This is a genomic window from Billgrantia campisalis (genome assembly GCF_022341425.1).
Taxonomy (GTDB): domain Bacteria; phylum Pseudomonadota; class Gammaproteobacteria; order Pseudomonadales; family Halomonadaceae; genus Halomonas; species Halomonas campisalis.
Genome location: NZ_JABFUC010000007.1, coordinates 16093 through 40839, shown reverse-complemented (window position 1 = coordinate 40839; position 24747 = coordinate 16093). Strand labels below are relative to the sequence as shown.

The 24747-nt window shown below is 58.6% G+C and carries 14 protein-coding genes and 1 pseudogene; 14 read left to right on the top strand and 1 reads right to left on the bottom strand.

All coding sequences use genetic code 11. From position 1 onward, the window contains the following. Positions 1–16: 16 nt before the first annotated feature. From HOP52_RS09795 to HOP52_RS09755, 9 genes are all read left to right on the top strand, one after another. Entirely contained in the window at positions 17–4879 is a 4863-nt protein-coding gene (locus HOP52_RS09795; RefSeq protein WP_238977198.1) for an FkbM family methyltransferase, read from the top strand. A gap of 938 nt (positions 4880–5817) precedes the next feature. Then, positions 5818–7059, top strand: a complete 1242-nt coding sequence (locus HOP52_RS09790; RefSeq protein WP_238977197.1) for an ISL3 family transposase — start codon at positions 5818–5820, stop codon at positions 7057–7059. Between the two features lie 196 nt (positions 7060–7255). After that, a complete protein-coding gene (locus tag HOP52_RS09785) occupies positions 7256–7792 on the top strand; it encodes a hypothetical protein (protein WP_238977196.1) in 537 nt (178 codons plus the stop codon). Continuing rightward, positions 7789–8850 (top strand): glycosyltransferase family 4 protein, encoded by a 1062-nt coding sequence (locus tag HOP52_RS09780; RefSeq protein ID WP_238977195.1) that lies wholly within the window; start codon positions 7789–7791, stop codon positions 8848–8850. The genes HOP52_RS09785 and HOP52_RS09780 overlap by 4 nt, the downstream gene beginning before the upstream one ends. Then, entirely contained in the window at positions 8840–10174 is a 1335-nt protein-coding gene (locus tag HOP52_RS19725; RefSeq protein WP_238977194.1) for a glycosyltransferase family protein, read from the top strand. The genes HOP52_RS09780 and HOP52_RS19725 overlap by 11 nt, the downstream gene beginning before the upstream one ends. Beyond that, entirely contained in the window at positions 10164–11915 is a 1752-nt protein-coding gene (locus tag HOP52_RS09770; RefSeq protein WP_238977193.1) for a hypothetical protein, read from the top strand. The genes HOP52_RS19725 and HOP52_RS09770 overlap by 11 nt, the downstream gene beginning before the upstream one ends. After that, positions 11884–13140, top strand: coding sequence for a glycosyltransferase family 4 protein (locus tag HOP52_RS09765; RefSeq protein ID WP_238977192.1), 1257 nt, complete (start codon positions 11884–11886; stop codon positions 13138–13140). Before HOP52_RS09770 ends, HOP52_RS09765 begins: the two co-directional genes overlap by 32 nt. Before the next feature lie 17 nt (positions 13141–13157). Continuing rightward, positions 13158–14351, top strand: coding sequence for a glycosyltransferase family 4 protein (locus HOP52_RS09760; RefSeq protein ID WP_238977191.1), 1194 nt, complete (start codon positions 13158–13160; stop codon positions 14349–14351). A gap of 17 nt (positions 14352–14368) precedes the next feature. Continuing rightward, positions 14369–15643: an exopolysaccharide biosynthesis polyprenyl glycosylphosphotransferase gene (locus HOP52_RS09755; RefSeq protein WP_238977190.1), complete on the top strand. Its 1275-nt coding sequence runs from the start codon at positions 14369–14371 to the stop codon at positions 15641–15643. A gap of 41 nt (positions 15644–15684) precedes the next feature. Here the strand turns inward: HOP52_RS09755 and HOP52_RS19800 are convergent. Continuing rightward, a pseudogene (locus tag HOP52_RS19800) lies at positions 15685–15768 on the bottom strand (transposase); the annotation flags it as partial. A 315-nt stretch (positions 15769–16083) separates the two neighbouring features. Here HOP52_RS19800 and HOP52_RS09750 point away from each other — a divergent pair. The 5 genes from HOP52_RS09750 (at position 16084) to HOP52_RS09730 (ending at position 24741) form a co-directional block, all read left to right on the top strand. Further along, the gene (locus tag HOP52_RS09750) at positions 16084–17466 is read left to right on the top strand and encodes an undecaprenyl-phosphate glucose phosphotransferase (protein WP_238977189.1); all 1383 of its coding nucleotides are present in this window, start codon (positions 16084–16086) and stop codon (positions 17464–17466) included. Positions 17467–17772: 306 nt separating this feature from the next. Further along, a complete protein-coding gene (locus HOP52_RS09745) occupies positions 17773–19944 on the top strand; it encodes a putative bifunctional diguanylate cyclase/phosphodiesterase (RefSeq protein WP_238977388.1) in 2172 nt (723 codons plus the stop codon). Between the two features lie 124 nt (positions 19945–20068). Next, complete coding sequence (locus HOP52_RS09740) at positions 20069–21835, top strand: type I secretion system permease/ATPase (RefSeq protein ID WP_238977188.1); 1767 nt, start codon at positions 20069–20071, stop codon at positions 21833–21835. A 3-nt stretch (positions 21836–21838) separates the two neighbouring features. Continuing rightward, positions 21839–23251 (top strand): HlyD family type I secretion periplasmic adaptor subunit, encoded by a 1413-nt coding sequence (locus HOP52_RS09735; protein WP_238977187.1) that lies wholly within the window; start codon positions 21839–21841, stop codon positions 23249–23251. Next, positions 23251–24741, top strand: coding sequence for a TolC family outer membrane protein (locus HOP52_RS09730; RefSeq protein ID WP_238977186.1), 1491 nt, complete (start codon positions 23251–23253; stop codon positions 24739–24741). Before HOP52_RS09735 ends, HOP52_RS09730 begins: the two co-directional genes overlap by 1 nt. Positions 24742–24747 lie beyond the last annotated feature (6 nt).

Sequence of the window (24747 nt, the reverse complement as noted above, 5' to 3'; positions counted from 1 at the left end):
AAAGGCATTAAGCAATATGGATAAGCAGCAGCTCGCACTGGATGGTGCAAGTTACGTTATTTTCCTGCCGGATGCGGCTACAGACTATATTCAGGGAAAGATTGCCAGCGCAAAAGAGCCTTATGAACTTGATATGCTGCGTGATATGGCGTCGCGGCTGGAAAAGGGAGATCTGGTTCTGGACGTTGGGGCCAATATCGGGAACCATAGTCTTTATCTGGCCAGTATTGTTGGCTGCCGAGTTGAAGCCTTCGAGCCCAACCAGAATTTGTGTGAGGCGTTGCAGGCTTCCATTGCGTTGAATGCACTGGAGGAGCGGGTCGTTGTCCACCAGGTGGGCGTCTCCGAGGCTCAGGGTTTTGCCCATTTCGACCATGACCATGTCGATGCGAGCAACCTGGGGGGGCAGTCGCTGGAAGTATCCCAGAGCCCGGACGAAATCACGTTGGTGAGCCTAGATCAGCTTGATCTTCCCGCTCCGCTCAGAATGATCAAGATTGACGTTGAAGGCATGGAGCTTCAGGTGCTGCGTGGAGCGAAGAACCTGATCGAAAGAGACCGCCCTATCCTCTATGTTGAAGGGAAGACGGAGAATGATTTTTCTTCCATCAATAACTTGCTAAAAGAGCTAGGCTATCTGTTCTGCTCCACTTTCAATGCGACGCCGACGCACCTATTCCTGCATCATTCAGAGTTTTCTGGGCTGGCGGAAGCAGGACGTTACCTAGAAGAAAAAGTACACTTCTCCTATCGGGCTAACCACGCCATCTCGGAGTTGTGTGCCAAGTTGGAAAATAGCAACCTAAAATACAGGGAGCTGAACGAGCGCTATGCCGACATCAAGAAGCGTTACGAGGAAGCCAATCTAAAATACCGAGAAGTAACAGCTAAGACCGCAACTATGAAGAGTGAGATAGCCAGACTGAGCCTCTCTCTGAGGGAAGCGGAGCTTGATAAAGAAAAATTGCATGCCAGCAAAGACTTGGAGCTGGAACGCGCTGCCTTGGATTTTGAGCGGGAAAAAATGCGCCACCAGACCCAGATCGAGCGCCTGAGCCTGGACAAGGGACATGCTGAGCAGGCCCGGAACCAGCTGCATGAGCAGTTGCAGAGTGTGCGAAAAGAGCTCGCAGCATTGAACGCTGCCCATAGCGAACTTCGGGCTAGAAAACAGGCCAGACTGCAGGAGCTGCAGCAGGCCAACGGCAAGTACCGCCAACTGACAAGCGAGACCATTCCCACTCTGAAGCAGAAGCTGGATGCTCAGACCCAGCGCACGGCAGAGCTGTACCAGCGTACCGAACAGCTCAACCAGGAACTCAAGCAGGCCAGGCAGCTGCAAGCAGCGGCACAGCGAGCCCTGTCGTCCATAAAGTCCAGTGCCACCTATAAGGCAGGGCTGCATGTCCGGGCCGCCTCCAGCTCCATAAGTGCAGCACTCAAGCTTCCCATTCGTCTGTGGCGGCTCCGTAAGCTCAACCCGCAAACGCAGGCGGAAGCGGCTTTCTTGCCGGCTACCTCCCAACTGGCACCGGCGGCAGTGGACCGGAAAACACTCTTTACCGAATGTCTTGAGAACAAGCCCGCCAGTCAGGTTCGCGTAGCCTGCATCATGGATGACTTTACATTCGGCTCCTACCAGCCCGAATGCGATCTGCACCAACTGACCCCTGACGGCTGGCAGGCCGAGTTGGAAGCCTGCCAGCCGGAGCTGCTGTTCATCGAGTCGGCCTGGCGGGGCAAGGATGAACTTTGGGGCAGCAAGGTCGGCCATTGCAGTCAGGAACTGCAGGGCATCGTGGCCTGGTGCCGTGAGCGCCATGTGCCGACCGTGTTCTGGAACAAGGAAGACCCAGTGCATTTCGAGACCTTCCTGACCACGGCCAAGCTGTTCGACTTCGTCTTTACCACTGATATGGACTGTATCCATAGGTACAAGGCCGCCTTGGGACACGAGCGGGTGTTTTTCCTGCCTTTTGCCTGCCAACCAAGCGTGCACAACCCGATCGAAAAGTACATCCGCAAGGACGCCTTCTGTTTTGCCGGTGCCTACTACCTGCGTTACCCAGAGCGCACTCGGGATCTGGAGAGCTTCGTTCAGGAGCTACCGGCCTATCGGCCGCTGGAGATCTATGACCGCAATTTCGGCAAGGACGATCCCAGCTATCAGTTCCCCAAAGCCTATCAGCCATACATTGTCGGCACCCTACCGTTCGCAGAAATTGATAAGGCCTACAAGGGCTATCGCTACGCCATCAACCTCAACTCCATCAAGCAGTCGCAGACCATGTTCGCGCGCCGGGTCTTTGAACTGCTGGGGTCCAATACCCTGACCGTCAGCAACTTCTCCCGGGGCGTGCGCCTGATGTTCGGTGACCTGGTGCTCACCAGCGACAGTGGCGAAGAAATCAAGCGGCGGCTACAACAACTGCAGAGCGGCAACCAGGTAGACCGGCTGCGCCTGGCCGGGCTGCGCAAGGTCATGGCCGAGCACACCTATGCAGACCGGCTCAACTACATGCTGCAGCAAGTAATCGGCAAGGCACGGCCTGCGAAGCTGACTCCTTTCACGGTGCTGGCCTCCGTCAAGACACTGGTTGATGTCAAGAGCATTGCCGCCCATGTGGCCCGCCAGCAAGGGGTTGAGCTGAGCCTGGTTCTGGTGATACGCCGTGGTCTGTCCATGACCGAAGCCGAGGCGGCGCTGAAGGATCTGCCGTGCCCCTACACACTGCTGCCGGCCAAATTCCTCCGACACAAGAATCTGCTGGAGCTGACGGGCTCGGATCAGCATTGGATAGCCGGCATGGTGCCTGACGACTATTACGGCCCTCATTATCTGCTGGACATGGCTCTGGCAACCCGGTACAGCAAGAAGTCAGTGATCGGTAAAGCCGCCCGACATATCTGCACACTGAATAATGGCGCTCCCCATATTACCCTGAATAATGCTGCAGAGGCTTATATCCCCGCCAACCACCTGTACGCACGTTGCTCAGTCATAGCTCCGGAAGTAGCCAAGAGCATCCGATCGGATAAATGGCTGGCCGCACTGGCTGACTGGCAATACGACCAACCGGAACAATTGAGTATCGATCCCTATCACTACTGCCAGAACGTGAGGTCTGAGCACTGGCCGCAGGTGGCGGATGAGGTAGACGATCTTCCGGTTGACACCGGCGTGGAACTGGCCAGCCTGACCCAACTGGCGGAAAATATAGAGGCAATGGAAAATGGCGCGACGAAAGCTCCGAGCCTCAATGGCAACCAACTGGCACAGCTATTACTTGGCAAGGGACTCAATCACGATGCTCAGAGCACCTTGGCCCTGCCTGACGGCCCGATCAAGCTGACGCGCAACAAGTCCATCCATCCTGGGATTACCGGTGCCACGCTGGACCTGGAGTCGAGTTTGCCGGACGGCAAGCATGAATACCTCTATGCGACAAATGTCATTGAGGTAGCTGCTGTGAGCTGCTTGGTGGACGGGCAACAGTCGATCCCCATGCACCTCGAGGTAGATCCCGGACTGAACCTGAACCTGGTCGTTCTGTTTCTGGATGGCAACAAAGAGCGCCTAGGGCACCAGATGCTACTGCCCAATCGCAACGTGAAGCTGGATATACCGGTCGATGCCGAGTTCTTGCGGTTCGGGCTGCGGGTGTATGCCGGTGGCAGCACTCGTGTCAAGCGGCTGATGTTCGGCCATCTGGATCTGGAACCGGCCAAAATACTCGGTCAGTCAGATGTATTGCTGCTGACCAACCACTACCCCAGCTACGACGACCTGTACCGAAACGGCTTCGTCCATAGTCGGGTAAAGGGCTATGCTGAGCGAGGAGTGCCTGTCGATGTGTTCCGCTTGCGCAAGGATGAACCCATCAGTTGGCACGAATTTCAGAACGTGGATGTGACCACGGGCTCTCAGCAGGCGTTGCGCCGCATGCTGCAAAGTGGATGTTATCGACATGTACTTGTGCACTTTCTCGACCCTGACATGTGGCAGGTGCTCAAGGATTTTGTTGAATGTATTAAAATCACTGTGTGGGTGCATGGTGCTGATATTCAACCATGGCATAGGCGTAAGTTTCTTGTTGATACTTTGGAGCAAGAAAAAATAGCTATAGAACTCAGTGATAAGAGGATGTCATTTTGGCGAGATATCGTCTCTTCCATACACCCCAATCTTGAGTTGGTATTCGTGTCGAATTACCTTGCGGAAGAAGTGATGGAGGATTTGGGCTTTAGGCTTCCAGTAAATCAATATCACATCATTCATAATCCCATTAATACGGAGCTATTTAAATATCAGGAAAAAGATCCTGCTCTTAGGAAAAAGATTCTTTCTATCCGATCATACGCTTCACGAGTCTATGCTAATGACCTGACCGTCAAGTGTATAATTAAGCTCTCTGAAGAGCCTTTTTTCAACGAGCTGGAGTTTAGGTTGATTGGTGATGGAAAGTTGTTTGATGAAACTGTTTATCCATTGCGAAAATTTAAGAATGTTATCATTGAGAAAAAATTCCTGACACAGCAAGAAATTGCAGAGCTTCATAAAGAATTCGGTATCTTTCTTTGTCCGTCCAGGATGGATACTCAAGGGGTGTCCAGAGATGAGGCTATGTCATCGGGGCTTGTTCCAGTTACTAGTAATGTGGCAGCTATACCTGAGTTTGTTGGATCCGAGTGTGGAATAGTTGCCAGTCCTGAATCATATGTCGAAATGGCGGATGGAATTTCCAAACTTTACCATAGTCCTGATTATTTTCTTGGATGTTCTTTTTCCTCTTCCCAGAGTGCTAGGCGTAACGTCGACCAAGAATTGGTGATAAAAAAAGAAGTTTTGCTTTTTTCTGATGGTATGCTTGGCCTGTGAAGGAGCGAGTTCAAATTGTGCACATTGTTGATGTGGTTATTTTAAAAAACTCTTGGGTGTGGTGGAAGGTATATCTCATTGTCGTATTTTTGTTGGTGGTTTTCAAAAAAACCGGCTCTGGCGCAATAGTTAGCTGGCTTAATGATGTTTATGGGGTGAAAAGTTACCTAGGTGGCTTGTCTGAGACTCAACTAGTGACTTGACCTGTTGGACTGGGCGCCCTTATGGAAAGAATTAGGAACGACGATGAATTTGGCTCTGCCCTTGTTGAGTCTCACTTTTCTTTGTTTCGAAAAATGAGTATGTAGAGAGGATTATTTAAAAAGTAACGCGGAACTGAATAGAAGGAAAATAAATACAAGCATGAATTTGTTCAAATAAGAATTTTTGAATGATTATGTCAGCATTAATTTGAAAAGAAAATTTTGTTTTATTTAATTTTGGTTTCGATAACCGCACAGCTAGCCACATGGTTTCTAACTTCCTTGATGACATCGGTAACTTTGTTAAGTCCCACAGCTCTAGCGTAACATTGTTTAATAACGAGCCGAACTGTCGGAATCTGGGCTTGCTTAGTGGAGTTCCTGGGCATGCCTTCTTGGGTATTTACAGGGGCTTAAGGGATGTTTATTCGGATGTTATTGTTCTTCGGAAGCGATCTTTAAATGAAAGAGATGTCAAGCGCTTCTTGAAAACGTACAAAAAGTTTCTCGATGAATCAACATCAGGTGCCAGTAGGCAGGATATGCTGAGAGTGGCCTTCATAAGCTTTGATAAATTTGTTGGGATCAGATCGTAAGAAACAGTTTGAGAAGCTGGCTGGGTATAGATCATTTGGCAGTGGGTGGAAGTAAAAAATTGGCTCTTCGTCGTCGGGTATGGAAGCCGGTCCCGGTGTTGAGCCACGATAGAGCCTCCACGACGACAGGAGGCATGACATGGACGGCACCCAGATTCTGACCCTCGGCCTCGGCCTGGAAGCGCCCTGGGTTCTCAAGGACCAGCACCTGGATACCGCCGTGTCGCCCCACCGCCTGGATCTCTATGTCGAGGCCGAGCGTGGCAGCCTCTACCCCTGCCCGGAGTGCGGCAAGGCCTGCCCGGCCCACGACTTTGCCGACCGGACCTGGCGGCATCTGAACTTCTTCCAGCACCACTGCTACCTGCACGCCCGCGTGCCTCGCACCAAGTGCCCCGAGCATGGCGTCAAGCGCATCGAGGTGCCCTGGGCGCGGCCGGGCAGCGACTTCACCCTGCTGTTCGAGCAGGCCGCCATGTCGCTGGTCAAGGAGATGCCGGTGCTGGCCGTCTCTCGGCAGCTGGAGATCTCCGACAAGCGCCTGTGGCGCATCGTGCACCACTACGTGGGCCGTATGTTGGGTGAGCTGGATCTGTCCAGCGTGGCCACCGTCGGCGTGGACGAGACAGCCTCTCGACGAGGCCACCGCTATGTCACGGTATTCCTCGACATGCAGCGCCAGCAGGAGCCGGTGCTCTTCGCCGTTCCTGGCCATGGCAAGGACGCCATCAAGGCGTTCAGCGCCTTTCTGGCGGAGCATGGCGGCGATCCGGACAATGTCGTCGAGGTGGTCTGCGACATGTCTCAGGCCTTCCTGAGCGGCGTTGCCGAGAACCTGCCCAACGCCGAGGTGACGGTCGACTGGTTCCATATCGTGCAGACCTTTACCAAGGCGCTGGACGAGGTCCGCAAGAAGGAACGTCGTGAGAAGGGGCATCCCAAGGCGCTGCGGTGGGCGGTGCTCAAGAGCCTGGATAACGAGAACATGACAGCCAAGCAGATTGCTGCCCTCCAGGAGCTGGTGGCCGATCAGGGAGCCACCGCCGATGCCTGGGTGATCAAGGAAAAGCTGCGCTGGATCCAGAAGGCCCCGACGCCGCGAGCCGCTCGTTGGCGGATCACGAACTACCTCCGGGTGATGCGGGAAGCGGTTACCGATCAGCCGCTGCTCAAGCCGATGGCGAAGGCTCTGACGACCTTGGAGCGACATGCCGAGCAGGTCGTGAGACGCTGGATTTCGGGGCTGACCAACGCGCGATTGGAGGGCATGAATGGTCTGTTTCAGGCTGCCAGATCACGCGCACGCGGCTACCGGAACGAGGCTAACTTCATCGCGATGATCTACCTGATCGGCAGCCCCGTGGGGCGCCTGCTCGATTAGGCCAAATCCACATGATGTGACGAAGAGCCAAAAAATTCCTCTTTTACGAAAAGAAAGCCAAGGAAAGTGTGAGGTTTTATAAGTTGGTTCTTCCGGGGAAATTGTCGGAAATGATTGAATGTGAAGGGGGCGGCTTATTACTGATTTCGAGCAAGAGTTAAGTGAAGAGAATATGTTAATTGAATGAAGGTGGTGGATGGCTTTGGGAAATATTTTCTTAATTGAGTTGCTGCGACAGGAGGTGCGAGATGCTGAGCAGGAGCTTTCCAATCTGCGTAGCAGCCTTAGATATAGTATTGGCGATATGCTGTTGCAAGCGTTACCCTTGTCCTGGCGGTCGTTCCGGGTGCTGCCCAAGCTATGGCGGTTATATCGTCAGTACAGTGGTGGGCGCGCGCCCGGCACTGCGGCAGCTCACTCGTTGTTGAAGCTTCCAGAGACGGCTCTGGGGGCGGAGCATCTTTTATTGGGTCCGACTTCTGCCGAGGGCGGGGCTCATGCCTGGGCGACCGAGGATGTCGAGTTGATGGCGCTGCGCTTACGAGCCGATGCCCCCGTTGCGTCGCTGACCCTGCGTTGCCTGTCGGCGTCGGTAGTTCGCCAGTTGGCACGCGTGCAGCAACAAGGGGGCCGTATCATCTGGTGGCCGAACCCAGAGATATCGAATGCCCCGGAGCTGGAGGCCTATGTCGTGGCGCTGGCTGATGAATGCCGATCAGGAGATCCTTTTTGAAACTGCTCTATGCCTACCGATATGGCATCGTTGGCGGTGTGTCCACCCAGCTGTTGCTGCGCAAGCGCGCGCTTGAACAGGCCGGCTTTCAGTGCGAGCTATTCTTCACTCAGGATAACGGTCTTCGTCAGGTTTTGCCGGCGGGTATCGAAGGTGTGCACTTCGGCAATCTTAGCGCCTTTCGGCAATTGGCCGCCAAGGGCCGCTTTGATGCTGTGGTTGTAATTGACACCCCCGAATTGTTGAGTTTGGCTGCGGGCCCCCTGTGGCGGCGCAATCGTGTATTTCTGGATGTGCATACCACCACTCAGACCGGTCTGAGTTATCTGGATGGCCTGTCGATAAAATATCTCGCAGGTATCATGGTGCCGTCGGCCTATTCGGCCCGGCTGGTTGAACGGAGGCGCCCCGACTGGCGGGCGCGAATTCATGTCATTGCCAACCTGCTCAATACGGAGGTGTTCACCCCTGCGGAACCGGTTACGCCTGTCCGCAGCGGCCCGCAGTTCATCTGGGTAGGCAAGCTGGACAAGCACAAGAACTGGCGGCTGGCATTGATCTATGCTCGCCTGCTCAAGGATCTGTTGGGGGACATGCACCTGTATGTGGTTGGTGGTTACACTGCCCCCGAGGCTACGGCGGAAGCCTTTTTTGAGCTGGCCTATCGGTTGGACATCAGTGATGTGATCACCTGGCTTGACCGGGTGGAAAACGTGCAGCTGGCTCGGCTGTATCATCGGTGCGCCCACAGCGGCGGGGCCATGTTGGTGACTTCCCGGGACGAGTCCTTTGGTATGGCGGCGGCGGAGGCCTTGCTGTGTGGTTGCCCGCTGATCACCAACGATCTGCCCGTCTTCCGCGAGGTGTTTCCTGAGTCGTCAATGGTGCAACGCGTAGATATCTGGCAGCCGGGGCAGGTGGCATCGGCTGTCGAGCGGCTGTCACGCGGCGTTGCGACTAAGGATGAGTGTCTGAACTTGTACGAGACGTTGCGCACCCGTTATGGTGTATCGGCATTTGTTGCGGCGTTACGCGGGGTGATGGGCAGTGGGGCGTAAGACAGAGACTGAACAGCAACTTGAAGCAGCCCGCCAGGAGTTGGAGGCGTTGCGTCTGGAGTTCCAGCGTGTGGAGCAGAGCAGCAGTTACCGCCTCGGGCGCCTGTTGACGGCGGCGTTGCGTTCACCGCGGCAGCTGTTACGCCTGCCTGTGGGGCTGTTCAGGCTGGGGCGGGAAGCGCTCCAGCTTAGGCGCCCCCCAGCGCCGGATTCGACGATCTTCCGTCAGCTGTGGCAGGCTTGGCTGGGGCTTGTCGAACAGGTAAATAATGAATCGGCACCCGTGATCTTCATGTTTTCTGGCACCACTTTCATTCAGGGCACTCGGGGGAATAGGCCAATTCGCCAGACTCAGGCGCTGCTGCGCCAGGGCGCCAAGGTGCTATTCAGCTACCATCGCTCGCATTTTAATGATCCGCTGCCAACTTGGAGTGCTCATGGCCTAGTGCAGATGCCACAGGATGTTAGCCTGCAACTGCTGCCGGAAATCGCTCAGGCGGATCTGGGCTCTGCGCCCAAGCTATTCATCGTGTCATACCCCTATCCTGGTATCGAAAAGCAAGTGGAGGTGTTTCGCCAGCAGGGCTGGAAAGTGGTGTACGATTGCCGGGACGACTGGGAAGAGTTCTCCAAGGTGGGTATGGCCCGCTGGTTCGATGCCGATGTGGAGCAGTCTCTTGTGCGCCAATGCGATGCAACCCTCTGCGTGTCGGCTCCCCTGGTGAAGAAGATGTGCGGTTTTGCTCTGGACAAGCCGGTTTTACTGGTGCCCAATGCCGTTGAATCAGACTTCTTGCCGGTGGGCTATCGACGTGCGCCTGTGGTTCCGCCGGTGGTTGGCTACTTCGGTCATTTAGCCGATGCCTGGTTCGACTGGGAGGCATTTGTGCAAATTGCCGAGGCCTGTGCCCAATACCGTTTTGAAATCATCGGCCATTCCGCTCCCCAAGGGCTGAAACTACCCGGTAACGTGCGACTGCTGGGCCCCAAACCCTGGCATGAGCTGTACCGTTATGCTTCCCGCTGGAGTGCTGCGATCATCCCATTCCGTATGGGGCCGCTGGCCGACGGCGTGGATCCCATCAAGATTTATGAGTATCTCTCCTTTGGCTTGCCGGTGGTTTCGTTCCGAATGCCGCAGATTGAGCGCTACCCCTGCACAGCCACGGTTGATTCCGTATCTGATTTCTGTATAGAGCTTAAGGTAGCATGTTCGATGGAGCCTGATGGACAGTTGATAGGTGAATTTATCGCTGCTAATTCCTGGGAGATTAGAGCACAAGAGTTGCTTAACCTGATTAGGGATTCTGGCAATGGCAGCTAAATTGGTTTCTGGTCTTCGCTGGAATGTCTCTCTGGGCGCCAAGTTTTTAAGAGTGGTGCCGTTTTTCACTCTGGTTGTTGTATTCCTTACGCTGGTTTCACAGATAGCAGCGCTGCTTGCCTCATTCTTGCCCTTGAAAGTAATTATCATGCTGGGGTCGGATGGAATCCCTCGCTACTTTCCTTCCTCTTTTGCCACGCTGGATCGGGATAGTCTTATTGCAGCCTTGAGTGCAGGAACTCTCGGCTTCTTTTTGCTTCACTTTCTAGCCGAGCGGATGATTGGCTGGGTGACTTCCCTGTCAACCAGTCAGCTGTTGTCAAGAAGTCAGAAAATGGTGCTTTTTGAAAATCAGGAGGAGCTGGCAGCAAGCTCTTATCAGCGCTATTCTCGTGCTTTAGCTGGCGGTGTTTTTATTGTTCTGTCACTTTTCGGGCTGGTCTGGTTTTATCCTTGGATGTTTACTGTAATCATCGGATATTTTTTTCTGGTGAAGGTTGTGTTTCTCTTGTTGTATCAGTTAAGCAATGGATTTCGTGAGCGTTTGGAGTCCAAATTGCCTCAAACGCTAAATTTATTTGGCGGGGTTGGTTTTTTTGTCGCCTTCGGATTTTTGGTGACAGACTTCATCTTCTGGTCCCCCCCTGGTGTGATCATTGCCATTGTCGCGCTGCTGCTTAGCCGGCAAGTCATGCAGCGTGCCGCTGGTATGGTGGGGGACCTGACGTCATTGCGTCGGCAGCAGGTAAAGCTCGACGCTTTGTTTTTCCATGGTAAGGTGCTGTTGCCCCAACAGGTCCATCCGGAGAAAACGCTGTGGCCGCTATTAGCACCTGAGGCTAGGCAGGCTTGGGTGGCTGCAGTATTGGATGAGCTGGTAGGTCCTGAGCAGGGTGAGCTTGATTGCCATTGGCAGCAGTTGGGCACACCCAATGTGGTAGGGCTGAGAGCCATGCGTGCTAACCGCCAGTATCTCGTCAAGCTGTTTGAAGTCAACCGTAGCTCCTGGGCCCTCCATGAAGCTACATTGATGGCCGGGTATCCGAACAACTTGTCGGCGCCTTGTTGGGTTGGCACCACCCAGTTGCAAAAATTCCATTGTCTTGTCTATGCGCTTCCCCAAGGTGCAGGGCCTGAAGTACGGCAGGTGAAGGAGTTTGTTCAGCAGCTGCAAGGAGATCTACTGGCTGCTCAGCTAAAGCATGAGGATGTAAAGCGCTATCAGCGCTCCAGGGCAATGTTATGGCAACGTCTTGAGGCGAACCTTATAGAGCGGCTTAGCGTTGCCGCAGAGACACCTGATCAGAGACAGGACTTGGCTAACTTGCTCAAGCAGATGGCACACCTTCACCAGCAGCTGAAAGCGCTTCCCGTGGTACTGCTCAATCCCGAGATCACTCAGGATGCGATCTGGATTCCCGCTGCGAAAGGCGAAGAGCGAGCGACACCTATCTTGCTCAATTGGGGGCGGTGGTCGCTGGAGCCAGTGGGCGCAGGGTGGCCGGAGGATGAAAAACAACTGGCCAACCTGGGTGAAGCCCTGCGCCTAGCCGCTGAGCAGCGTGCGGAACTCTCTCGAGTTAACGTCGAGCAGGCTGAGTTAGCTGCGCTTGCCTTTGCACTGGAGCGTGAATGCAATAGGCAGCGCTACGTGCAGGCGTTGGAACTCGTGCCTCGTATGCTTGAACGACTTGCCGTTCTTGAGACCGATGATCAACCAGGAACTGCCAATGCAGGATGAGATTCCCTCCATCGCAAGCTCTCGTGCAGCGCGTGTCAGCATGTTGGTCTGGAATACCTTTCAGAACGATGCTCGTGTGCTGAACGAAGCTAAAACCTTGGCACGCGCTGGTTATCAGGTCACGGTTCATGCGCTGGCGCTGCCCGGAATCGCACCAAGGGTTGAAACGCCGGAAGCCGGCATCACGGTGCGGCGCTGTGGCGGGGGGCAAGGCCGCAAGCAGATCAAGAGTGCTGGTGGAAGAAGCGCCTCTTGGTTTTCGCTGCTGTTGCAAGCGAGCTCTCGCACCTTTGCGCTGTTGCAGATGGGCAGGGCAGCCTTACGCGCCCGCCCGCAGGTAATCCATGCGCACGATGTCAACGTGCTGCCCACCGCTTGGCTGGCGTCGAAACTGGCAGGGGCGCCGCTGGTCTACGATGCCCATGAGATCAGCACCGACCGGGAAGGCTATCACGCCTTTCGCGGGCTGGTGGCAGGTCTCGAAAAACGCATCATGCCAAGGGCGGCGGGCACCATCACCACCACCGACGCCCGGGCCAAGTTCTTCGCGCGAGCCTATGGCATTCCCCGGCCGCTGGTGCTGCAGAATCGGCCGCGCCGCGTCCAGCCGCCTCGCGGCAACCGTATTCGCGATGAGCTGGGACTGAGCGAGCCCTGGCCGATTGTGCTCTATCAGGGCGGGCTGCAGCCGGGGCGGGGACTGCTGCGGCTGGTCGAGGCAGCGGCGGATGTGCCCAACGCTTATTTCGTGTTCATCGGCGGAGGACGACAGCGGCGCGAGCTCGGCGAGCGGGCGGAGAGTCTGGGCTTGTCCCATCGGGTGCGTTTCATCCCCACCGTGGTACTCCGTGAGCTGCCGTCCTATACCGCCTCGGCGGACATCGGCGTGCAGCCCATCGAAAATACCTGCCTCAATCACTTCACCACCGACTCCAACAAGCTGTTCGAGTACGTCATGGCCGGGCTACCCGTGGTGGCTAGCCGGTTGCCCGAGATCAGCCGAGTCGTGGCTCCCCATGATCTGGGCTTGCTGGTTCCCCCTGGCGACACGCCAGCCCTGGCGGCAGCCATTCGACGCCTGGTCGATGAGCCTTCGCTGCGCGATGAGTATCGTTCGCGAGCCGCTCTCGCCGCGCAGTCGCTCAACTGGGAAGCCCAGGAGCAAGCCCTGGTGGACCTCTATGCCAGGGTGCTGCCCGCACCCTCAGCCCACCCCGGCTCATGACGGCGCCGCTTCGCCTGTTGTTGCTGGGCTTCCACTATCCGCCCGACATCAGTGCCGGCGCCTTTCGTGCCCAGGCGCTTGTGGAGGCCCTGGCCCGCCGCCTGCCCGAAGGCAGTGAGCTGCTGGTACTGACGACCCTGCCGAATCGCTATACCGCCGGGCGCGACGCCGTACCCGAGGTAGAAACCCAGGCGGGAGGCAAGGTCACCATTCGGCGACTGCCGGTCGCGGGGGGAGCAGGCGGAATGGCCGCCCAGGCCCTGGCTTTTCTGCGCTATGCGCGTCATGCCAACGCCCTGACCCGACACGGCTCCTACGATCTGGTGATCGCCACCTCATCGCGCCTGATGACCGCCGTGCTGGGGCGCTGGATAGCCCGGCGCAGCAACGCCAGGCTCTATCAGGATATTCGCGACAACTTCGTCGACAATCTGCCTCACGTACTGCCACTGGGTGCCGGGCACTTGCTGGCCCCGTTGTTCGCCAGGCTTGAACGGTGGTCGCTGGAAAAGGCGGATTGCCTCAACCTGGTCTCCCGAGGGTTCGGCGACTACTTTCAAGCTCGCTATCCGCGGCTCGCCATTTCCTGGCACACCAATGGCATCGATCCGCTCTTTCTGGAGGCCTCTGGGTCGGTCAGGTTCCCGTCGAACCCTGGACACCGCCAGGGCCAGCCCCTGCGGGTGCTCTATGCCGGCAACCTAGGCGCCGGGCAGGGCATCGAACGCATCCTGCCGGCACTGGCCGAGCGTCTGGCAGGGCGTGTGGAGTTTCGAGTGATCGGTGCCGGCGGGCGGCGCCAAAGACTTTGCAGCGAGCTTAGCGCGCGCGGCCTGACCAATGTTCAGGTAGAGAACCCCGTTCCCCGATCGCGCCTGCCGGCAGCATACGCCGAGGCGGACGTACTGTTCCTGCACCTCAACATGCTTCCCTCGCTGGAGGCCGTGCTGCCATCGAAACTGTTTGAGTACGCCGCGACAGGCCGACCGATATGGGCGGGCCTGAGCGGCTTTCCGGCGGGATTCGTGGAAAACGAAATCGATAATGCGGCGCTGTTTCCCCCGGGCGATGTCGAGGCGGCTCTCGATGCCCTGGGGCGGCTTGAGATATGCTTTCGCCCCCGGTTACGTTTCGTGGCCAGGTGGCGACGGGACACGATCATGCAAGCGATGGCAGACGATCTCATGGCACTGGTGACGGATGACACTTGAAACATGAAGTATGAAACATGAGCCATGAATACGAACGCCGTCACTCGCGGTGGTACGAGGTGCTGCTGCTTGGCCTGCCGGTCCATGTGCTGGTGGGCATGCCCTTGGTCATCGGGCTGCCGGCCATCGACCGCTGGGGCTGGCAGTTCTGGCACTACCTGCCGGATGTTCGCTTTAACACCGTGCTCGCCATTGGGTTGGCCTTTCTGGCGTCGGCCTTGACGCTCAGGCGCATGGCTCGCTTTCCCGGCTCGCAGCTGGCGGCGCATATCATGCCCACGGTATCCATCGCCTTCCTCTTGGCGGCCGCGCTGCTGCTCTTCACGCGCGAGGGTTATACTCGCCAGGTGCTATTCGGTGGCTATCTGGCCAGCCTGGCGTGGTTTTACCTGGGTTACTTCGCTGGCCGGCGCTTTCGCAAGCCCAAGCTGGCGCTGGTCCCGTTTGGCGGAACTGGGCAGCTGTTGGGCACAAGCTGGGCAGACCTGCGGATGCTGAGTTCCGTGGATATGGGCGGGGTGAGATTTGACGCCGTCGTGGCCGACCTGCGTGCCGTGGACATGCCGCCCGAGTGGGAAAAATTCCTGGCGCACTGCACTCTGGCGCATATTCCCGTCTATCACATCCGCCAAGTGGCGGAGTCGCTGTCGGGCCGGGTGCAGATCGACCATCTGGCTGAGAACGAGTTCGGCACCTTGTTGCCGCCACTGTTTTACGTGGGTGCCAAGCGGGTGATGGATTTTGTCGCTGCCCTGCTGATGCTGCCGTTGCTGGTTCCCCTCATGCTGCTGGTGGCCGTTGTCGTCAAGATCGACAGCCCGGGCCCGGCCCTTTTCCTGCAGCCGCGCATTGGCTATCGGGCGCGGCCGTTTCTGATGTTCAAGTTTCGTAGCATGTACCACGACATGAGCGGTGAGGACTTTACCCTCTCCGATGACGACCCGCGCATCACGCGGGTGGGGCGGGTGATCCGCAAATACCGCCTGGACGAGCTGCCGCAGATCTTCAATATCCTCAAGGGGGAGATGAGCTTCATCGGCCCGAGGCCCGAGTCGGCGTCGCTCTCGGAGTGGTACGAACAGGATGTGCCCTTCTTCAGCTATCGCCATGTCGTGCGCCCGGGCATCACTGGCTGGGCCCAGGTGAATCAGGGCTATGCCGCCGAAGTGGGCGGCATGACCACCAAACTGCAGTACGACTTCTATTACATCAAGCACTTTTCCCTGTGGCTGGATGTGCTGGTTTGCCTGAAAACCGTGCGCATCCTGTTTACCGGGTTCGGTTCGCGCTGAAATGAAAGCAACGGTATGGAGGCCTCCCCGCCAGGCAGATTGGTGAAGGTTTGCACGATATGGAACCAGTCGACCGTCACCTCGGCGTTGGGCAGGTTCTCGGCGACGCCGCTCAGGAAGGCGCTGAGAGCCTTGATGGCGTCCTTGTCATGGCCAGGAACGGCGAAGATACCGGCTCCTGCTTACGCTGCATGTCGAGGAATACCGTGACATAGCGGTGGCCTCGTCAAGAGGCCGTCTCGTCCATGCCATCCCTGCTGTCATCGTGGAGGCTCTATCGTGGCTCAACACTGGGACCGGATTCCACACCCAACGACGAAGAGCCCAATTTTTGTGGTGCTTCTCCATGATGTGGTTGTTTATCATCTCAGTAAATCGAATTGAGATTTAAATGGGGCTCATGGCTGATATATTACACAGTATCGGAAAGAGTATTCAGAATGCCTGGTGAGATTAAAGGGCTTGCAGAGCGCTATCCGGCTCAGCTTATGGTGCCTATTATTGATGTCTTGTCCATCGTGCTGGGCGGGGCGGTAGCGCACGTGTGGCGTTTCGGAAATTTGCAACTTCCAGAGCGTTTTGTGCTGGCGATGGCCATCATGGCCCTGTTGGTGGTGATATTTAATACCGTCCTGGGTGGCTACTCTCGTTGGCGAGTCACCCGTGTGTCAACGCTGCTTGGGCGATTGCTGCTGGTCTGGATGATGGTAGCGCTGATGGCAATGTCTACTATCTACCTTGCCGATGCCGCTCAGCGCTACTCGCGCTTGTGGGTGGGAGTTACGCTACTGGTTTCCTTTATCATCGCAGCCAGTGCGAGGGTGACAGCACAACTGGTATTGCGAGGAGTGCGCCTGAGGGGAATGGCAAGACGTTCGGTGTTTCTTATCGGGCCGGGTCATCATCTGGTGAATGTGGCCAAGGGCATGCGAGCATCGCCGGGAGAGGGCTATTCCATTGCAGGGGTCGAGCGACTGTCCGGCATGCCGGATCAGGCCTGCGTGACACGGCTCTCCAAGCGAGTGAATGACTCCGGGGCAAGTGAAGTGTGGATCTGCGTTCCGTTGGAAATGGGGAGTGTCGTGCGTACCATTTTTCATGCGTTGCGAAATCATACTGCAGAAGTCCGTTTCATACCTGACTTCAAGGATATGCACTTGCTTAACCACCGTGTGAGTGAGGTGGTTGGCCACTACTCCATTGATCTTAGTGTGACGCCGATGGATGGTATGGCCAGGGTGATAAAGCGTATAGAAGATATTTTGTTAGGGGTTTTTATCAGTATATTGATTCTGCCAATCTGCGTCATGATCGTTCTTGCAATAAAGCTGACATCCCCCGGGCCTGTGCTTTTCAAGCAATATCGCACGGGTGCCAATGGAAAGCAGTTCAAGGTCTATAAATTTCGCTCTATGGAGGTTCATCATGAGGAGGGAGGGCGCCTGACTCAAGCAACCCCGGGTGATCCAAGGGTGACGAAAGTGGGAGCCTTCCTGCGCCGCACCTCGCTCGATGAGCTGCCACAGTTCTACAATGTACTACAGGGGCGCATGTCGATTGTAGGGCCAAGGCCCCACGCCCTGGCGCACAACGAGCATTACAAGGAGCTGGTGGAATCCTACATGCGCCGCCACAAGGTAAAGCCCGGGATTACAGGGTGGGCTCAGGTCAATGGCTTGCGCGGTGAGACGGATACTCTGGAGAAAATGGAAAAGCGCGTTGAGTATGACCTATGGTATATCGATAATTGGTCGCTCTGGCTGGATCTTCGCATCATTATCCTGACCGTCTTCAAGGGGTTTATCAGCAAAAACGCATATTGAGGCATGTCAGGCAATCCATGGTGAGCCTGGTAACGGATGCTGCCATCCATAGTCGAGTGCAGTCACTCTGCCCTAGGCAACGCGCCGTATGAAACACTCGGCAGAATGCCTGACATGCACCATACTGAGCATATCCATACTCCTGATGCCATGAGGGTGACGGCCACCCTCATGGCCTTAGCGGGTTCTGCGTGCCCAGGGAGCAAGCCGCTCATGGACGAATCCAGGGAGTTGCCGCGTGGCCCCGCCAGGTCGGTGGTCAGGTGCACGTGGCTCATATATTTGATCACCCTGGTGATTGCCTTGGTGGTTGCCGCCGTGCTGCTCTACGAGCGTAGCGCGGTGCAGGCTGGCTGGTGGCAAACCCTGCTGCTGCTGGGCGGTGCCTGGCTGTTGCTGGCCGGATTTGGCCTGTGGGGGGTGTGTCACTACCTTGACCTGCGGGAGAGCGAGCAGCGGCGCCGCGCCAACGAACGCCGGCTGGCGGCGCTGGTCAGCGCCATACCCGATCGAATCTTCGTGCTGGACCGCCAGGGCCGGGTCCTCTTCGCCAATGGCCGGGAGCAAGCCAGCCAGGAGCGGGGGGGCGATCTGCTGCTGGTCGACTTGCTACCGGGGGTGTCCGCCGAGTCGCTGCGCGCGGCCATGCAGCGTATCGGGTCCGAGGGCGCCACCGCTGAGCTGGAGTACAGCGAGTCAGCCGATGAAGGCGGCATCGCCCACTGCCATGCCGTGCTCAGTCCCCTCGATGCCAGTGCCGATGCAGATGCAGGCAGGTTGGTGATGGTGGTGCGCGATGTCACCGAGAGCAAGCGTGTGGAGGAGCGTCTGCGCATCGCCGCCACGGCGTTCGAGACCCACCTGGGCGTAATGATCACCGACGCCAGTGGCGATATCGTCGATGTCAACACCACCTTCACCCAGATCACCGGCTATGAGCGGGAGGAGGTGCTGGGTCGCAATCCGCGGCTGCTGAATTCTGGCCAGCAAGGCCTCGAATTTTACCAGCGCATGTGGGAAGCGCTAACGCTCAACGGCCGCTGGCAGGGCGAGATCTGGAACCGCCGCAAGGGAGGCGACCTCTATCCCCAGTGGCTGACCATCAGCGCCGTGCGCACCCCAGCGGGGGAGCTCACCCACTATGTCGCCACCCTCCATGACCTGACCGAGCGCAAGGCCGTGGAGCAGGAGCTGCATCACATGGTGTTCTTCGACCCCCTGACCGGCCTGCCCAACCGCCGGCTGCTGCTCGACCGCCTGGACGGCGTGCTCAAGGACAGCTATCGCAGCGGCAAGCTGGCGGCGCTGGTACTGCTCGACCTGGATCACTTCCAGGCGGTGAACGATACCCTGGGGCACCGCTGCGGCGACCAGCTTCTGGTTGCCTTGGCCGGCCGCTTTGCCACCATTCTGCGCGATACCGATACCCTGTCGCGGCTAAGTGGCGACGAATTTGCCATCCTGCTGCACGATATCCACGGTGACTCGGATGCGGCCGCCATTGCGGTTGAGCGGGTCGCTGCCAAGCTGTTGGAATCCCTCAAGGTGCCGGTGACCATTGCCGGACAGCCGCTGGTGGTGACGGCGAGCCTCGGCGTCAGTCTGTTCCGTCAGCAGGAGGTCTCGCTCGAGGACGCGCTCAAGCAGGCGGACCTGGCGTTGATGCAGGCCAAGCGGGGCGGGCGCAATCAGGTCTGCTTCTTCGACCCGCAGGTGCAGGGGCGGCTCAAGGCCCGCGCCCAGTTGGAAATCGACCTACGCCAGGCGCTGGGACGGGGCGAACTGGCGGTGGCCTATCAGCGGCAGGTGGATGCACGGGGCGGAACGGTTGGCGCGGAAGCCCTGCTGCGCTGGCGGCACCCTCAGCGTGGTAAGGTGCCTCCCGCCGAGTTCATCCCCATCGCCGAGCAGACCCGGCTGATCGTCGAACTGGGGGAGTGGGTGCTGGAGATGGCCTGCCGGCAGCTGGTGGCCTGGGCCGAGGTGCCGACCACCGCCGGCTGGACGGTGTCGGTGAATGTGAGTCCCGTGCAGTTCCGTGAGAGCCGCTTCGTCGACCAGGTCCAGGCGGTGTTGACTCGGACCGGCGCCGCCCCCTCCCGGCTCAAGCTCGAGGTCACCGAGTCGCTGCTGATTCATGACCCCGACGAGGTGCGTGCGCGCATGATCGCGCTCAAGGCGCTGGGGGTCAGGCTGTCGCTGGATGACTTCGGCACCGGCTACTCCTCGCTCGCCTATCTGCGTCGGCTGCCCCTGGATCAGATCAAGATCGATCAGTGCTTCGTACGTGAACTGCTGGAAGACCAGGCCAGCGCCGCCATCGTGGAGACCATCATTTCGCTGTCGGCCAGCCTAAAGCTCGAGGTGATTGCCGAGGGGGTGGAGACAGCTGCCCAGCAGCACTGCCTTGCTTCCCGGGGCTGCCAGTTCTATCAGGGGTTCCTGTATGGCCGCCCGGAGGCCAGCATCGCGCTGTAGGCCGAGTGGTGGCTTTTACCTGGCGATGAGCGCCAGCCTCTACCGGTAGGTGGGGGCTTTCTGGTATCCTCCCGCGGTTAAACCTCCCCCGCTTGAACAGTTTTTTCTAACGGTGACTCGCCTTATGGCAAAGCAACAGGACGCTACCGACCTCCAGCGCGCCTTGAAGGACTGCCGGAGTTCGTTTGCCTCGGTGGGCTTCTTCAGCATGTTCGTGAATATGCTCATGCTGGTCCCACCGATGTACATGTTGCAGGTATACGACCGGGTGCTGACCACCCAGAGCGTCGAGACCCTGCTGATGCTGACCCTGCTGGTCGTATTCCTGTTTATGGTCATGGGCGGGCTCGAGCTGGTGCGCTCGCGCATGCTGGTGCGGGTCGGCAACCGGCTGGATACCAGCATCAACGCCCGGCTCTACAGCGCCATGTTCCGTCGCAGCGTGGTCACGCAAGGGCAGCAGAGCGCCCAGCCGCTCAGCGACTTGACCAATGTGCGCCAGTTCCTGACGGGCAACTCGCTGTTCGCCTTCTTTGATGCGCCCTGGGTGCCGGTCTACCTGGCCGTGCTGTTCCTGTTCCACCCCTGGCTGGGTTTCTTCGCCACCTTTGCTGGCATCGTGTTGCTGGTGCTGGCGATCGCCAACGAGAAGGCCACCAAGAATCTGCTCGCCGAAGCCAATAGCGAACATATCCAGGCCCAAAACCTGGCCAACTCCAACCTGCGCAACGCCGAGGTGTTACATGCCATGGGCATGTTGCCGGGCATCATGGGGCGCTGGGCCGAGAAGCACCATCAGTTTCTGGCCAAGCAGTCTCAGGCCAGCGATCGCGCCGGCGCTTTGACCAACACCTCCAAGGTGCTGCGCCTGCTGGCCCAGTCGATGATTCTCGGCCTGGGTGCCTACCTGGTGCTGCAGGGAGATATGACCCCGGGCATGATGATCGCTGGCTCCATCATCATGGGCCGCGCCCTGGCGCCTATCGACCAGATGATCGGCGGCTGGAAGGGGTTTGTCGGTGCGCGTGGCGCCTACGACCGCCTCAATGAACTGCTGACCCAGATCCCCGCCGAGCAGCGGCGCATGTCGCTGCCTGCCCCCAAAGGGGATGTCGCCGTGGAAAGCATCGCGGCCGCTCCTCCCGGCGTGCGCATGGCCACCATTCGCGGCATCAACTTTTCCGTACCCGCTGGCGAACATGTGGGGATCATCGGCCCCAGCGCAGCCGGCAAGTCCACCCTGGCCCGCGTCATGCTGGGCGTGTGGCCTACCCAGGTCGGTAGCGTCAGGCTCGACGGTGCGGAGGTGTTCCACTGGAACCGCGATGAGCTGGGCCCCTATATCGGCTACCTGCCCCAGGACATCGAGCTGTTCGACGGCACTATCAGCGAGAACATCGCCCGCTTCGGTGAGGTCGATCCCGACAAGGTCGTTGCCGCTGCGCGCAAGGCCGGCGTGCACGAGATGATCCTCGAACTGCCCAATGGCTACGATACCTACATATCGGCCTCCACCGGTGCCCTCTCCGGTGGGCAGCGCCAGCGTATCGGCCTGGCCCGTGCGCTGTACGGAAACCCGGTGCTGGTGGTGCTCGACGAGCCCAACTCCAACCTGGATGAGGCCGGCGAAAGGGCGCTCTCGTCAGCCATTCAGCAGCTCAAGGCCGAGGGCGTGACACTGTTCGTGATCAGCCACCGCACCAGCGTCTTGAAGAACATGGATCAGCTGCTGGTGCTCAAGGATGGTCAGGTCAGCATGTTTGGTCCCCGCGACGAAGTGCTGGCTCAGTTCGCCCGCAAGCCTTCGCAGGTCAGCCAGACCGCCAATGCCCGACTCTCCGCCATCCAGGGCGGCAAGTCGGGTTCTAACGACCCCACCCAGGAGCCGTAAGCCATGGCAGACGAACGCGACCCGCGCTCCAACGAGGGCAAGACGTCATCTTCGGACTCAACACCCGCCATCGATGTCACGCCGGCCAAGCAGGGCGGCGACACCCTCGAGGGCGAGTACTCCGAAAAACTCCCCACCAGTGACAAGGGCTACAAGCGCTTGGGGCTGGTCATTCTGCTGGTGGCTTTCGGGGGCTTCGGAACCTGGGCCCTGACCGCCTCACTGGCTGTTGCGGTCGTGGCCCCGGGCAACGTGTCGATGGAATCCTTCAAGCGGACTGTCCAGCACCTTGAGGGGGGGATCGTGCGCGAGATCCTTATCGAGGACGGTGAACACGTCGAGGCCGGCCAGCCATTGATCATCCTCAGTGACACCCAATCCCGCTCGCAGCTGGAAATTGCGCGTTCCCAGTACCTGCTCAATCGCGCCATGGAAGTTCGCCTGTTCGCCGAGCAGCAGGGCCTCGATCACCTCGATTTCCCCACAGAGCTGCTCGACAGCGAAGAGCCCCGCGTGCAGCAAGTGCTGGCCGTCCAGCAGAGCCTGTTTACAGCCCGCCGCCAGTCGCTGATCGGCAGTCTCGAGTCCCTGGATGAGCAGAGCCAGCAGATGCGCGAGCAGATCGAAGGCCTGAAGTCCCAGATCGATGTGAATACCCGCCGGGTACGTTCGCTGCGTTCCGAGGCCGAGGATTTCCGCTCGCTGTTCCGCGAGGGGCTGGGCGACAACCAGCGCCTGCGCGAGCTTGAGCGGCAGGTGATGGAATACGAGGGACGTATCGCCCAGCACCGCTCCGAGATTGCCAGCCTCAAGTCGCGCATCAGCGAAAACCAACTGCAGAAAGAAGTGCGCCGCCAGGAGTTCCAGAAAGAGGTCGGCGAACAGCTGCGCGATGCCCAGGCGCAGATCGCCGAAGCCGAAGAGCGCATTGTCTCGCTCCGCGACCAGGTCGAGCGCACCACGCTCCACGCCCCCGTATCGGGCACGGTGGTGGATCGCCAGGTGCACACCATCGGTGCGGTCATTCGCGCCGGCGACCCCATTCTCGACATCGTGCCGGGTGACGACGGCTTCGTGGTCGAAGCACGCATTCCCAACCGTGATATCGACCACATCTACCGGGGGCAGCACGCTGAGATCCGCTTCTCGGCGTTCAACCAGCGGCTAACCAACGTGATCGATGGCGAAATCATCTATGTCAGCGCCGATAGCTTCGAGGATGAGGCCACCGGGCAGCGCTATTACCGTGCTCGGGTCCGTGTCACCGAAGAGGGCAAGCAGGACATGACCGAACAGATGCAGCTGCTCTCCGGGATGCCCGCGGAGGTCATGATCCGCACCGGTGAGCGCACCTTCGCCAGCTACATTGCCAAGCCGATCACCGATATGCTGGCTCGTGCCATGAGGGAGGATTGATGTTCGGCACCCCGCCCAAGCGATTCATCAACAGGCAGAGTTGCCTCAGCGGACTACTCCTGCTGAGCGTTGCACTGGCAGTGCCCGGCCATGCGGAAACGTCGGGGCAGGAAGCGGACATACCCGCCGGCGAGCAGGCGATGGCGGAGCTGGCCGCCCTCGGCGAGAGTTCGGGCGCGGAAAGCGCCCGTGCGCTTCCCTCCTTGCCGCGCCTTTTCCAGCGCTCGCTGGAGTATGACGCCGACCTCTCCCGGCAGCGCTTCGAAGTTGAGGCGACCCGGGAAGAAGTCCCGCTGGCGCGGTCCCAGCTGTTGCCCCAGGTGACCGCCAGCGGCGGCTACCTGTGGCAGGACTCCACCAATATCCAGACGGAACTCGACCCTGACGTGCCGCCGGAGCAGCAGAACGTCCGCCCCGGCGAGATCAATGAGCACCATTGGCAGGTGCAGGTTCAGCAACCGCTGTTCAGCCTGGAGCGGTGGCGCGGCATGGATCGTGCCCGCGCCCAGGTCAGCGTCTCCGAACTGCAGCTGGCAGTGGCCGAAAGTGACCTGGCGCTGCAGGTCGCCGAAGCCTATGTGAACGCCTACCTGGCATCACGAAGACTCGGCCTGCTGGAAGCCCAGAAAGAGTCCCTGGAGCTTCAGGTACGCCAGGCGCAGCGAGCCTATGACCTGGGGGTCGGTGACCGCATCAACCTGCTCGAAGCGCGATCGCGGCTCGACCAGGCCATCAGCGATGCCGTCATGGCCGAGAACGAACTCGGTAACGCCTTGACCCTGCTCGAACGCCTGACCGGAGAGCTTCCCGACTTCAGCGGTTTTCAGCTGGGCGACGTCGTATCGGCGTCGGTGCAGCAGGATTGGGGCGACATCGAGGACTGGCTGAAGCGCACCGCCAACAACCCTCGGGTCAGGCTTGCCCGCGAGCAGCAGCGCGTCAACCAGGCTGACTCCAGCATGCGTCGCGGCGGCTACTTTCCCGAAGTCAACCTCAACCTGAGCTACTCCGATCGCGAAAGCGACGATGAGCTGCGTTCCAGCGAAGACTACCGTGCCAGCGTTGAGCTCAGCGTGCCGCTCTATCGGGGGGGGTTCACCTCCGCGAGCGTTCGCCAGGCCGATCTCAATGCCCGTGCCGCCGAAGAAGGCGTTGCCCACGAACTCAACCTCGCCGGGCAGGAGGTCCGCCAGCGGATTCGCTCGCTCAACGGCAGCGTCAGGCAGCTACAGGCCCTGGGCGAGTCGGTCGCCTCCAGCGAACTGTTTTTGCAGGCCGCCGAACGCGGTGAGCAGCTCGGGTTGCGCGACCTGGTGGATGTGCTGGATGCCCGTGCCAGCCTGTACGACCAGCGGATTCGCTACGTGGATACCATCGGGCGCTATGTGCTCGACCAGCTCGCGCTCAAGGCAGCGGTGGGCGAGCTTCGCAGTGATGACATGCAACAGGCCATGCAGCTTCTCGCTAGCATTACTGACACCGCCGACTGAACGCCC